General features: G+C 70.1%; 11 protein-coding genes. 5 read left to right on the forward strand and 6 right to left on the reverse strand.

Going from position 1 to position 12,106, the window contains the following annotated elements; translation table 11 throughout:
• Positions 1-15: 15 nt before the first annotated feature.
• The 3 genes from GPA10_RS11680 to GPA10_RS11690 form a co-directional block, all read right to left on the reverse strand.
• Positions 16-2,784, reverse strand: a complete 2,769-nt coding sequence (locus GPA10_RS11680) for a helix-turn-helix transcriptional regulator (RefSeq protein WP_157165430.1) — start codon at positions 2,782-2,784, stop codon at positions 16-18.
• An 86-nt stretch (positions 2,785-2,870) separates the two neighbouring features.
• Positions 2,871-3,359, reverse strand: a complete 489-nt coding sequence (locus GPA10_RS11685; RefSeq protein ID WP_157165548.1) for a TetR/AcrR family transcriptional regulator — start codon at positions 3,357-3,359, stop codon at positions 2,871-2,873.
• A gap of 175 nt (positions 3,360-3,534) precedes the next feature.
• On the reverse strand, positions 3,535-4,608 hold the full coding sequence (locus GPA10_RS11690; protein WP_157165431.1) for an alpha/beta fold hydrolase: 1,074 nt from the start codon (positions 4,606-4,608) through the stop codon (positions 3,535-3,537).
• A gap of 224 nt (positions 4,609-4,832) precedes the next feature.
• On the opposite strand from GPA10_RS11690, the gene GPA10_RS11695 reads away from it, so the two are divergent.
• Complete coding sequence (locus tag GPA10_RS11695) at positions 4,833-6,275, forward strand: aldehyde dehydrogenase (protein ID WP_157165432.1); 1,443 nt, start codon at positions 4,833-4,835, stop codon at positions 6,273-6,275.
• Positions 6,276-6,419: 144 nt separating this feature from the next.
• Here the strand turns inward: GPA10_RS11695 and GPA10_RS11700 are convergent, their stop codons facing one another.
• Positions 6,420-6,779: a hypothetical protein gene (locus tag GPA10_RS11700; RefSeq protein ID WP_157165433.1), complete on the reverse strand. Its 360-nt coding sequence runs from the start codon at positions 6,777-6,779 to the stop codon at positions 6,420-6,422.
• 468 nt (positions 6,780-7,247) lie between these two features.
• Between GPA10_RS11700 and GPA10_RS11705 the strand changes: the two genes are divergently transcribed.
• From GPA10_RS11705 to GPA10_RS11715, 3 genes are all read left to right on the forward strand, one after another.
• Positions 7,248-8,153: an alpha/beta fold hydrolase gene (locus GPA10_RS11705; protein WP_343040686.1), complete on the forward strand. Its 906-nt coding sequence runs from the start codon at positions 7,248-7,250 to the stop codon at positions 8,151-8,153.
• Positions 8,154-8,344: 191 nt separating this feature from the next.
• Complete coding sequence (locus GPA10_RS11710; protein ID WP_157165435.1) at positions 8,345-8,539, forward strand: hypothetical protein; 195 nt, start codon at positions 8,345-8,347, stop codon at positions 8,537-8,539.
• An 86-nt stretch (positions 8,540-8,625) separates the two neighbouring features.
• Positions 8,626-9,075 (forward strand): peptidase inhibitor family I36 protein, encoded by a 450-nt coding sequence (locus tag GPA10_RS11715; RefSeq protein WP_058846837.1) that lies wholly within the window; start codon positions 8,626-8,628, stop codon positions 9,073-9,075.
• A gap of 21 nt (positions 9,076-9,096) precedes the next feature.
• On the opposite strand, the gene GPA10_RS11720 is transcribed toward GPA10_RS11715, so the two are convergent.
• The gene (locus GPA10_RS11720; protein ID WP_157165436.1) at positions 9,097-9,960 is read right to left on the reverse strand and encodes a restriction endonuclease; all 864 of its coding nucleotides are present in this window, start codon (positions 9,958-9,960) and stop codon (positions 9,097-9,099) included.
• A 333-nt stretch (positions 9,961-10,293) separates the two neighbouring features.
• On the reverse strand, positions 10,294-11,187 hold the full coding sequence (locus tag GPA10_RS11725; protein WP_157165437.1) for an NADP-dependent oxidoreductase: 894 nt from the start codon (positions 11,185-11,187) through the stop codon (positions 10,294-10,296).
• Positions 11,188-11,342: 155 nt separating this feature from the next.
• Here GPA10_RS11725 and GPA10_RS11730 point away from each other — a divergent pair, with 155 nt between their 5' ends.
• Complete coding sequence (locus tag GPA10_RS11730) at positions 11,343-11,957, forward strand: TetR/AcrR family transcriptional regulator (protein WP_157165438.1); 615 nt, start codon at positions 11,343-11,345, stop codon at positions 11,955-11,957.
• Positions 11,958-12,106: the final 149 nt, after the last annotated feature.

Genomic DNA, 12,106 nt, shown 5'->3' on the forward strand with positions numbered 1-12,106 from the left:
CGCGCTCGGCCGACGTCACACGCCCCGGTCGTCGGGCAGCGTGCCGAGGGCGTCGCGCAGGGCGGCGCGGGAGGTGATGCCGAGTTTGGGGAAGACCCGGTAGAGGTGGGAGCTGACGGTGCGCGGCGAGAGATGCATGCGTGCGCCGATCTCCTTGTTGGTGAGACCGCCCGCGGCGAGATCGGCGATCCGGTGTTCCTGCCACGTCAGGGTGGCGAGGCGCGCTGTGGAGGTGCGCGCGGGGGCACCGGTGGCGCGGAGCTCGGCTCGGGCCCGTTCGGCCCAGGCGGGTGTGGCGAGCCGTTCGAAGGTCTCGGCGGCGAGTGTCAGGGAAAGGTGTGCGGCCTTACGACCCTGGGTGTGACGCGGCCGGATGCCGTGGGCGAGGTGGATCCGGGCGAGTTCGAAGGGGAAATCCGCGGCGGCGGGGTGGGACACGGCGCGCTGGTACATGTCGTCGGCCTCGCCGGGGTCGGTGGCGGTCATGGCGAGGGCGCCGTACGTGACGAGGGCGAGCCGGGGCGAGACGGCGGGGAGCCCGGCGCGGTGTGCGGCGAGGGCGTGCCGGCGCGCCTGGTCGGTGCGGCCGGTGTGCAGAGCGGCTTCGACGAGGTCGAGGAGGGTGCGGGGGGCCTGGTGGGCGTACGGGGTGAAGGTGCCGGGAGGTGTGATGCCGATGGCATGGAGGTAGGCGGCTTCGTAGTCGCCGTCGGTGAGCGCGGCGGTGGTGCCGATGGCGTCGGCGATCTGGGTGAGGAAGCCGACGCCGCGCGGGCGGGCCCAGGCGTCGACGGTGACTTGGAGTTCCCGTGCCTGTTCGGTGTCGCCGCGCATCGCGGCGAGCAGACCGAGGTAGGCGCGGGTGTGGTGGGCGAACAGCGCGTGGTCGTGCGACGTCGTCAGGTCCAGGCTGCGCCGCCCGGTCCGTTCGGCCTCGTCCCAGTCGCCGGTCGCCATCTGGTCGAGCATGATCAGGTGCAGCATGGTCATGCCCGACGCGACGGCTCCGGTCTCCACCTCGCGGTCGACGATGCGCTGCAGCTGCGGCCGGTGGGGGCCGAGGGTGTCCACGTGGTAGGCGGCGACGCACAGCCGGGTGATCTCCCAGGGTTCGAGCCGGTGGAGGTCGGCGAGGGCGCCCTTCAGCCGCTCGTGCACGCCGGTGCCGCGCCGTACCACGTCGCCCCAGGCGTCCTCGTATATGCGGGAGTTCGGGGGCACCAGGTCACCCAGGGAGCCCAGGAGTTCGTGTGCCCGCTGCCACGAAGCCTCGTCGCTCGCGTACTGGTTGACGGCCAGGAGCAGGTTGACCAGACGTGTGAGCACCTCGTCCGGCTGCCGCACACCTTGGTCGCGGAGGTTCTCGATCGCGGCCAGGACGTGGCGCTGCGAGGACCGCACGTCGCCGTCCTCGTAGAGCGCGACGTAGGCCGAGGCGACCACCGCGGCCGGGGATTCGTCCGTGCCCGGCGCGGTGTCGGAACGGACCAGTTCCCGCGCCCGGTACAGGAGTCCGGCGTGACCGGCGACGAACGCGGCGCTGCCCAGCCTTCGGGACCGCGCCTCGTGGCTCTCGCTCAGCTCCGCCGCGCGGGTCAGCCAGGACACGGCGGCCAGCGAGCCGCCTCGCAGGGTGGCCGAGTCGGCGGCCGCCTCCAGGGCGGCCGCGACCTGCTCGTCGGGGTCGATGGTCGAAGCCGCCAGGTGCATGGCGCGCCGCTCCACGTCCTCGCGGTGCACGTGCGCGAGGGCGGCGTGTGCCGCGCGCCGCTGGTTGGGGGTCGCCTTCTGGACGACCGTCGACCGCACCAGGGGGTGCCGGAAGACGAAGTCCCCGGTGAGCGGATCGATGTCCAGCAGACCGGCCGCCGCGGCCTCGTCGGCGTCCCGCATGCGGTAGCGCGTGCCGGGGCCGTGCCCGGTCGCCGTGCCCGCTCCGACGCCGTCGAGGGCGCCCCGCAGGAGTTCCGCGCGGACGGCGTCGTCGAGCGCCGCGACCCGGGCGCCGTACACGTCCTGAAGACGCAGCGGCAGGGGGATGCCGGTGTATCCGGGCAGGGCCTCCCGCTCGCCCACCGCCCGGCCGCCGCGCAGCACATGTGGGGGCAGCTCCAGCAGAGCCAGCGGGTTTCCCTGCGCCTCGTCGAGGATCAGACGGCGGGTCCGGGGGTCGAGTCCGGGGTTGCGCAGATCCAGGAGGTGTGCGGCGGCCGCCTCCGACAGTGTGCACACGTCGAGTCGGGGCAGCGCGGCCGTGTCGAATCCGGAGGGCACGTCGGAGCGCAGCCCGACGACGAGCCTGACGGAGCTGCCGGTGAGCCGTCGCCCCACGAACCCGCACACCTCGATGCTTGCGGTGTCGAACCACTGGCCGTCGTCGAGCGCCAGCAGGAGCGGCTGCTGCGACGCGACGAGGGAGAGCAGGTCGAGGACGGCGATGCCGAGAGCCATGACCGAGGGAGGCGAGCCCTCGCCCCTGCCGAACACGACGTCGAAGGCCCTCCGGTGCTGGTCGTCGAGGCGCTCGATGGACGGCAGCAGCGGATACAGGAACTGGTGCAGGCCTGCGAACGGCAGCCCCGACTCGGCCTCGACCCCGGCTGCCCTGACCACCCGGTGCTGCTCGGCGGCGGAGAGGTCGACGACGTGGTCGAGGAGGGCGCTCTTGCCCACACCCGTGTCGCCCCGGAGGACCAGGGCCCGGCCCCCCGCGGCCGTGACGAAGCGCGACAGCTCCTCCAACTCGCGTTCACGGCCGACGATCCTCGCGTCGATCGACTCCATCGCCCCCACATCCTCCTGCGCTGAACCGGCCCTTACCGGCAGCGGTGTGAAACTCTTCAAGATCTTCAGCTGCCGAAGCAGGTGTGTCAGGACACCCCGAGGCCCCGGAGCAGGGTGTCGACGACGAGGTCCGCCGCCTGACCGGGGCTCAGCTCCGGCAGTCGGCGCGACACCAGGTGCATGAGCTGGGGCAGGAGCGCGTTCGCCCAGCCCTCGGGCTGGTCGTGGCGCAGGAGACCCTCGTCGGTGGCCCGTCGCAGGAAGCGGTCGACTTCCTGGACGGATGTGTCCCTGCGCCTGCGGACGGCGTCGTCGGTGAGCATGCGGGTGAGGTCGACGGGCCAGGTCCGGTTGACGGTGATGATGTTCTCGACGTAGCGGTGCAGGGCGACGGCGACGGGTGCTTCGCGCAGCCGGGCGTCCTCGATGGCCGCTTCGATGGCGGTGAGGCGGGCTTCGTAGATGGCGGCGAGGAGTTCGTCGCGGGAGGCGAAGCGCCGGTAGACGGTGCGCCGATCCACCCCCGCCTCGGCAGCGATGCTCGCGATGCTGGCTCCCGGGTCGGTGGCGAGCATGCGGGCTCCGGTGGCCAGGACCGTTTCCAGGTTGCGTGCTGCGTCGGCTCTCACCGCACCGAGTCTAGCCGTGGAATGTGGAGCCTGACGCTTCTAGCGCCACAAGAGTGTGAACACAAGTAGCACATGTGGCACACCTTCGTGACAGGTGTTGTTCAGCGGCCGAGGCCGGTGCTCACAGGTGGTCGGCGTCGACGACCGCCTGGGCGAAGGCCGTGGGTGCCTCCTGCGGCAGGTTGTGGCCGACATCCGCGAGGGTGCGGTGCTCGTAGGGGCCTGTGAAGTGGTCGCGGTAGGCCGAGCCGTCGCCGGGCAGCGTGAAGGGGTCGAGGGCCGCGTCGAGGGTGACGGTGGGTACGTGAATGGGTGGCCGCGCGGCGAGCTGCTTCTCGTACCGGTCGTAGCGGGGTTCGCCCTTGATGAGGCCGATGCGCCAGCGGTAGTTGTGGAGGACGATGGCGGCGTAGTCCGGGTTGCGGAAGGACCGGGCGGTGCGTTCGAACGTGGCGTCGTCGAAGTCCCAGGTGGGGGAGACGAGTGTCCACACGTGGCGGCACAGGGCGATCCGCTTTTCCACGTCCTCCATGGCCTTCTTGCCGCGCTCGGTGGCGAAGTACCACTGGTACCACCAGTTGTGCTCGACGGCCGCGGCTGCGGGCTCCGACTGCGCCTTGACGTCGGTGATGAGGTAACCGCCGGTCGAGACGAGGGCCTTGACGCGTTCGGGCCACAGGGCGGCGATGATGTCGGCGGTGCGCGAACCCCAGTCGAAGCCGGCGAGGACCGCCCGCTGGATCTTGAGAGCGTCCATCAGGGCGAGGATGTCGAGCGCGACGGCCGACTGTTCGGCGGTACGTGGGGTGCGCCCGGAGAGGAAGCGGGTGCCGCCGTGTCCGCGCAGGAAGGGGACGATCACGCGGTAGCCCTGGCGGGCGAGGAGCGGGGCGACGTCGACGTAGCTGTGGATGTCGTACGGCCAGCCGTGCAGACACAGGACGACGGGCCCGTGCGCCGGACCGGCCTCGGCGTAACCGACGTCGAGGACGCCCGCCTTGACCTGTTTCATCCTGGGGAAATGCGTGTGCGTGCCCGGGGTGGTGACGGGCACCGGGGGAGTGGTGCTGCCGCCAGGCCGGGGGCTGGCGGTCGCGGTCGCGGCGGACGCCTGGGCGTGCGGGCCGGGCAGGGAGACGGCAGCGGCGCCGGTGCTCAAGCCCAGGGCCTTGCTGAAAGTACGCCTGTTGATCATCTGAGACCTCCGTCATACGTGTGCGGCAGTGCGAAGCGGTGCGGTGCCGGCGCGAGGACTCTCGCACACCGTCAGTCACCGGTCAAGCAGGTGACGCACCTCCGATCGTTCGGCCAGTTTTATGTGGTAGTAAAACAAATAAATGCTACATTGCTGAGACAGTTAGCGAAGAACGATATGTCGAGGGAACCGGCACCTGCGGAAAGAAGAAAGAGGGAACAGGCATGATCACCTACGGGCACCTCTTCATCGGGGGTTCCTGGGTCGAGCCGAGCGACCCGGAGCTGCTCGACATCGCCTCACCGCACGACCGGTCGGTGGTGGGCCGCGCGGCCCAGGCGCAACCGGCGGACATCGACCGGGCGTTGTCCGCGGCTCGGGAGGCCTTCGAAGCGGGCACATGGCGGCTGACCCCGCCCGCGGACCGGATCGCCGCCTTGCGGCGGTTCAACGCGCTGCGGGAGGAGAGCGCGCAGGAGATCGCCCGCCTGATCTCGCTGGAGAACGGTTCGGCGGGCTGGTTCACCCACGCGGGACAGTCCGGTCTGACCCGGCAGGCGAACGCCTATCTGAGGGCGGCGGAGGACTTCGGCTGGGAGGAGACCCTCGCACCCTCCGACGCGGCGTCCCCGGTGCGCAGTGTGGTGCGCCGCGAGGCGATCGGTGTCGTGGCCGCCGTGATCCCGTGGAACTCACCGTTCTCCTCGGCCACGTCGAAACTCATCCCCGCCCTGGTCGCGGGCAACTCGGTGGTCCTCAAGGTGTCTCCGGAGAACTCGTTGAGCATGGGCTTCCTGGCCGGGCTCCTGGAGCGGGTGGGTCTGCCCGAGGGTGTGGTCAGTGTCCTGCCCGCGGACCGTGCGACCAGCGAGTACCTGGTGTCGCACGCGGGGGTCGACAAGATCGCCTTCACCGGCTCGACGCGGGCGGGCCGCCGCATCGCCTCGATCGCGGGCGAGCAGCTCAAGCGGGTCAGCCTGGAGCTCGGCGGCAAGTCCGCCGCGGTCCTCCTCCCCGACGCCGACATCGAGAAGGCCGTGGCGGGCGTGAAGTTCGGATCACTGCTCAACAACGGGGAGTCGTGCATCGCCCAGACCCGGATCCTGGCACCGCGCAGCCGCTACGAGGAGGTCGTCGACGCGCTGAAGGACCTGGTGGAGTCGTTGCGGGTCGGCGACCCGAACGACCGCGACACGTTCATCGGCCCGATGATCCGGCCCGACCAGCAGCAGCGCGTGCGCGACTACATCCGGCTCGGCATCGAGGAAGGTGCCCGGCTGGTCACCGGCGGCCCGCACGTCCCGGCAGGCCTGGAGAAGGGCAACTACGTCACCCCCACGGTCTTCGCCGACGTCGACAACTCCATGCGCGTCGCGCAGGAGGAGATCTTCGGCCCGGTCCTGGTCGTCATCGCCTACGACGAGGAGGACGACGCCGTCCGCATCGCCAACGACTCCGAGTACGGCCTCTCCGGAGGCGTCTGGTCCGCCGACGAGGAGCGTGCTCTGGCGGTCGCCCGCCGCATCCGCACCGGCACCGTCACGGTCAACGGCGCCCCGGTCGGATTCGACGGTCCCTTCGGCGGGGTCAAGGCCAGCGGGATCGGCCGCGAGTACGGCGCGGTCGGCCTCGGCACCTACACGGAGTACAAGACCATCACGGTGTGAGCCCTCGTACGGGGCAGTGGCGGACGGCGGATCGATCGTGAGGGGTGCGCCGACGGCGGGCAGGCACACTCGTTCCCCCGCCCGCCGCCGAGGTGTGCCGGACGCGGCCGCAGGGTGTCCGTGCCGGGCACACCCGAACGCTCGTTATGCCGGCACCACGCGGTAGCTCAGCGCGGCCCAGGGAAGGTCGGACTGAGCGAGGGAACCGGAGGCCCACGCGGAGGCGCCGGTGCAGCCGCGCCCCGGGTACAGGACCACGGACGCGGAGCCGGAGACGACCTGCACGGAGCGGGCCGGCACGGACAGGGTGTGACATGTGCCGAAGTCGTTCAGGTCGGCTGTCGACACCGTTCCCGTCCCATGGGTGCCCGAGTAGAGGTGGGCGCCCTCCCGCAGAGGAGGCCAGTCGGCGGCGTTTGCCGCTCCGGCCCCGAGGCCGATCAGAGCCACTGTCATGGCGGCGGCAGCGGAGGCGCCGCGGAGCCTCGTCCTGGAGGTGAACATGCAACCACTCTTTCGTGTGTGGGAGTCACCGGTGGAGCACCGGTGCGACCGGCCCGAGAGCTGGACAGGTGTGCGGATCTTTACATGTTCAACCATATGTCGGCGAGGAGAAAACAAGTCACACGTACGTGTGGCTGGTTGGTGCCTCAAGGTGTGTCTCGCATGGCTGTGGGATGTCACTTGTCGAGTCGTCGTAACCTGTTAGTGTGGTGACGCCCTCTGTGGGTGAGTGCGATGCGCGCACGCCCCGGATCGAACCGAGGGCGCGAGAACGCGAGAACGCGAGGACGCGACATGCTCGACAGGCGGAAACTGACCCGGGCCAAGACGGCTGCGACGGCGGGAGCGGCAGTGACGATCGAGACCTCGGCCGCGAGGCCCGAACCTTCGGGGCCGGAGCGCTCGGGGCCCGAACGCGCAGGGCCGGAGCGCTCGGGGCCCGAACCGTCGGGGTATGCACTCGGCCCGGTGCGCAGAACCCGTACCGACATACTCGACATCGCCTACCACGACGTCGGGCCGACCCGCGGCAAACCGGTGATCCTCCTGCACGGCTGGCCCTTCAGTCCCGTCGGCTCCTACCGGGAGGTGGCCTCTGCCCTCGCCCTGCGCGGCTACCGCTGCTACATCCCCTACCTGCGAGGTCACGGGCGGACCCGCTTTCTGCGAGCGGACACCTTCCGGTCCGGTCAACAGGCGGCACTCGGCGTGGACCTGGTCGCGTTCATGGATGCCCTGCGTGTTCCCCGGGCCCTGTTCGCCGGGTACGACTGGGGCGGGCGGGCCGGAGGCGTCGCCGCCGCGCTGTGGCCGGAGCGCTGCACGGGCCTCGTCTCCGTCAACGGCTACCTCATCCAGAACCTCGCCGTCAGCCAGGGGCCGCTCGCCCCCGCGGTGGAGGAGGGCTGCTGGTACTTCTTCTACTTCCTGACCGAGCGCGGGCGGAAGGGGCTCCAGCGGGACAGGGAGGGCCTGGCCCGCGTCGTCTGGCGCCGCAACTCGCCCGAGTGGCGGTTCACCGAGGCCGAGTTCGCGGAGGCGGCGGCGCTGTGGGCCAACCCGGACTACGTCGACGTGGTGCTGCACAGCTACCGGCACCGGATGGGTGCCGCCCCCGGTGACCGCAGATACGCGGAACTGGAGCGGAGGCTCCTCGCCCAGCCGAAGATCACGGTTCCCGCGGTCACGCTCGACGGGCAGGCCGACGGCGTCGTCCCGCCGACCGACGGAAGCGGGCACGCCGAGCACTTCACGGGCCCCTGGACGCACCACCTCGTCCCGCGCGCCGGGCACAACCTGCCCCAGGAGCAGCCCGGGGCCTTCACCGAGGCGATCGTGGAGGCGGATGCGATGCATCACCGTCTTGACAGGTGATGGATGGCAGAGGCACGCTGATATCCGTCACCAGTGGCGATGAGGGCTCGGCGAGGGCTCGGCCAGGGCTTGGCGGGAGCACCCGGTACCAGCCGGCGAAGGCGACCTTCATGAGCGACGAAGGCACTCTTGCGGGCGATGAGCTCATGAAGTCACCTTCCTCATGAGCGACGAAGAAGTGGAGACCGGACATGCGTAAGGAACTCAGCAACGATGCCGCTGCGGCGGCGCGGTACGAGCGGTACGGCGCGCTTCCCGAGCGCATCCGCTTCGAGGACATGTCCGAGGAGGTGGAGGCCGGTCGCAGCAGCGGAGAGCACGGCTCGTACACCACCGAAGGCTCATGGAAGTACTACTCGTGCCTGGCGCTCGACCTGGGGTTGTAGTGGTACCTGCGGGCACACATGTGCACACGTATCTACTGCTAACATGTGCCTGCAAGTCACACGTAGCACCAGGAAGAGAGAAATCCATGAAGCTGAAATCGTTCAAGCTGACCGCCGCCGCCACCGCGAGTGCCCTTGCCGGGGCGGCCCTGCTCTTCTCGGCGGCACCCGCGTCCGCCGACAACGCGCCCTACAGCGGCTGCCCGGAATGGGCACTCTGCCTCTACCAGAACGGAGGCGGAACGGGCTCGAAGGTGATCGTCACCCCACCGGCGGCGGGCGGGAACTCCAAGATACAGAGACTCACGAACACCCACTTCCTGAACAAGGAACCGGCCGACAACCAGGTGTCCTCCTGGATCAACAACTCGCAGTGCCAGGTGGAGTTCTGGGACGACCCCAACGGGGAGCTGCACCCCTCCATCCTGGACGTCGCAGCGTCGTGGCACTGGGGCCTGAAGGGTGACTACGGCTACGGTGCCCCCGCCTCGTACAACAACGACAGGCTTTCCTCCCTGCGGTTCTACTGCCCGTAAGCATCCGGCTCGACGCGGGCTTCAGCTCCAGTCGCCGACTTCACCGCTCCCGTAGTGGTTCTCACCGCTCGCGTCGGGCTCCGTGGCCACCAGCTCCCACGGGCTCGGTCCGGTACCGTCGCTCCACGCCTGCAACTCCGTGCCGTCGATACAGACGATGCCGCAGGTCTGCGCGTATGCGAGAGCGGGGGCGGTGAAGTCGCTCGTCGTCACGAGAGCCGCGACGTCGGCTCCATGAACGGTGAAACACGTGCCGCCGAAGCGCTGCAGATCCTGTGAGCCGACCTTGTTGTCCTCGCCGTAAAGCTTGCACTGGATGACGATCCGGCGCCCGTCGGGGGCCACCGCGAGGACATCGGCGCCCAAGTCCCCCGCACCGCCCACGACTTCCACCTCCTGGCACGCGTCACGCACACAGAGGTCGGCTACGGCCCGCTCGAAGCCGTCGCTGTCGACGCCGTGGGTGTCGATATCGCCGCTGTCGACATCGCCGCTGTCGACATCGTGGCTGTCGGGTCCGTAGCCGTCGAGCCAATCGCCGTCGACTGCGGTGCCGTCGAGCACGGTGCGGTCGTCCGCCACGGTGTCGAGGCTCGCGGCAGCCCGCTCGGCCGCCTCCTCCAGGACCTCCGCCGCACGACGCGCACACCTCGCCGCGGAGAAGCGGCGCCACCTGGACCGGCCCAGGCAGGTGGCGCCCACACCCACGACGACGAGGGAGCCCACCCACAGCGGGCTGCTCTCGGCCATGTGTGCCACGGCACGCACCAGAAACACCGTGCCGGACAGGGCGATGGCCACAAGAACGAAGAACAGGGCGGTCGTGCGCAGATCGAAGCGCCGATCACGGTCCCTGCCGTGCACCGGGCGCGCGGGTACGGTCATTCCGCTCCTCAACGGTCGACGACGAAGATCATGTGTCTTCACGTGCCCGGGATCGCCGTCACCAAAAGGAAGTAGACAGCCCCCACCGAGTGGGGGACGGCGGGCCCGGACGGGATCGGCGCGTGCGCCGCCGAGTTGGACTTCGGCACGGCGGCCGGTACGTGTGCGACCTCGACGCGCTCGAACCGGCACGTGTCGTGTGAGTGTCGCTCGTACCGAAGTTGCGCGTCCCGCTCCACCGGAGCGGCGCGCCCGGCTGGCCCGGCTCGCCCCCGAGGCTGAGCATCCAGCCGCCGCGCCAAAGCGGCTCCCCCCACCGGCAACGGAAACGTCTCAGACGACGATGACCCGGCGCCCCCGCGTATGACCGGCCTGGCTGTCGGCGTGCGCGGCGGCGGCCTCGGTGAGCGTGTACGACTTCTCGACCGGGATGTGGAGCTCGCCCCGCGAGATGAGGTCGGCGGCCTCGGCGAGGGCGTCGGGCACGCTTCCGGCGACGCCGGAGAACCGGACGCCGAGGTCCGGCGCCCCGAGATCGGCTATGGAGATCACCCGCTGCGCGTCCCCGGTCAGCTCGACCAGCTCGCGGATCACACCCGATCCCGCGAGGTCGAGAGCGGCGTCGACACGGCCGAGCTGCCGGACCCGCTCGACCCAGCCGTCCCCGTACGTCGTCGCGAGGGCACCCAGGCTCCGCAGATAGTCCTGGTTCGCGGCCCCGGCCGTACCGATCACCTTGATGCCGCGCACGCGGGCGATCTGCAGCACCGCCGATCCCACGCCGCCGGACGCGCCGCTGACCAGCAGTGTCTGCCCGGTCCGTACGCCGACCTCGCGGATGACGCGCAGCGCGGTCTCCACCACGGAGGGGTACCCGGCGGCCTCTGCGAACGTGAGGCCCTCGGGCATGCGGGCCCAGGCCGACAGGACGGCGAACTCGGCGTAGGTGCTCGCGCCCTCGCCGAAGACGTGGTCGCCGACCTTGACGTCGTCGACGCCCTCGCCGACCTCGTCCACCACTCCGGCGGCGTCGATCCCGACTCCGGCGGGCAGCTGCGTGGGATGCGCGGACAGGACCTGGCCTTCGCGGACCCTCCAGTCGACGGGGTTCACTCCCGCCGCCCGTACGGCGACACGTATCCGACCCGGGCCCGTGCGGGGCTTCTCGGTGTCTATGAGGTGCAGGACTTCGGGGCCGCCGAACTCGGCGAAGCTCACTTTCTTCATGCCGAGGAACGTAACACTAACGGTTAGGGTTTAACAACGAGTTCAGTATTGGCCTTGATAGTGATCGGTCGGCCGCGACTGGCGCCCGGCCGGGGATAGGGCTAGCGGTTACGCTTCAGCAGCCGTTGCGGCTTTGCGCCTGGTAGCGTCAGAGCATGACCATGCCGCCGGGGCGCCGGGAGCGAAAGAAGGCCGCGACCCGTCAGAAGATCGCCGACACCGCGCTGCGGCTCTTCCTGGAGCACGGGTACGACGCGGTGGGCATCCGCGATGTGGCCAATGAGGCCGACGTGGCTGTGACCACGGTCTTCTCCCACTTCGCCGCAAAGGAGGCCTTGGTCTTCGAACAGGATCAGGACTTCGAGCGGCGCCTCACGGGAGCGGTCACCGGCCGGGCCCCGGGCGAGCCGCTCCTCCCCGGGTTGCGCCGCGAGACCCACGCCCTGGTGCGGCACTGCACGGGGAGCGGCGCCGCACCGATCTGGCGCATGATCGACGCTTCCCCCGCCCTGCGTGAGTACGAGGACTCCATGAGGCTGCGTCACGCGGAGTCGCTGGCGGCCGCCATCGCCGCAGACCCCGGCCTTTCGCAGACCGCGACCGCCGCCCGTGCGCTCGCGAGATTTGTGATCGACGCCTACTCGGTGGCCCGAGAGGCGGACGACCCGGAGGCCGCAGTGGACGAGATCTTCCACATGATCGAGGCGGCCTGGGAGGTCGCCGGCGCTGCCCCGGGCCCCCGAGGGGCTGTTCCCGCCGACGGCCGGTAGAGGCCGGCGGTCGTTTTCCGGTCTGAAGCAGTCTCTGCTTTCGGCCTGAAACAGCTTCTGCTTTGCGTCGAGTGCAGGAAATTAAGCAAGCTTGTTGGGTAAAGTCACGCGCTCCGACATGCGCTCCATCATGCGCTCCGTCACGCGCA

Origin of the sequence: Streptomyces typhae, from assembly GCF_009755605.1 — a bacterium.
Lineage (GTDB): Bacteria > Actinomycetota > Actinomycetes > Streptomycetales > Streptomycetaceae > Streptomyces > Streptomyces typhae.

Coding starts and splice junctions, on each gene's coding strand:
- GPA10_RS11720 (WP_157165436.1), bottom strand. CDS start 9,960: ATGACCGTACCCGCGCGCCCGGTGCACGGCAGGGACCGTGATCGGCGC.
- GPA10_RS11700 (WP_157165433.1), bottom strand. CDS start 6,779: ATGTTCACCTCCAGGACGAGGCTCCGCGGCGCCTCCGCTGCCGCCGCC.
- GPA10_RS11690 (WP_157165431.1), bottom strand. CDS start 4,608: ATGATCAACAGGCGTACTTTCAGCAAGGCCCTGGGCTTGAGCACCGGC.
- GPA10_RS11695 (WP_157165432.1), top strand. CDS start 4,833: ATGATCACCTACGGGCACCTCTTCATCGGGGGTTCCTGGGTCGAGCCG.
- GPA10_RS11725 (WP_157165437.1), bottom strand. CDS start 11,187: ATGAAGAAAGTGAGCTTCGCCGAGTTCGGCGGCCCCGAAGTCCTGCAC.
- GPA10_RS11730 (WP_157165438.1), top strand. CDS start 11,343: ATGACCATGCCGCCGGGGCGCCGGGAGCGAAAGAAGGCCGCGACCCGT.
- GPA10_RS11710 (WP_157165435.1), top strand. CDS start 8,345: ATGCGTAAGGAACTCAGCAACGATGCCGCTGCGGCGGCGCGGTACGAG.
- GPA10_RS11685 (WP_157165548.1), bottom strand. CDS start 3,359: ATGCTCGCCACCGACCCGGGAGCCAGCATCGCGAGCATCGCTGCCGAG.
- GPA10_RS11680 (WP_157165430.1), bottom strand. CDS start 2,784: ATGGAGTCGATCGACGCGAGGATCGTCGGCCGTGAACGCGAGTTGGAG.
- GPA10_RS11715 (WP_058846837.1), top strand. CDS start 8,626: ATGAAGCTGAAATCGTTCAAGCTGACCGCCGCCGCCACCGCGAGTGCC.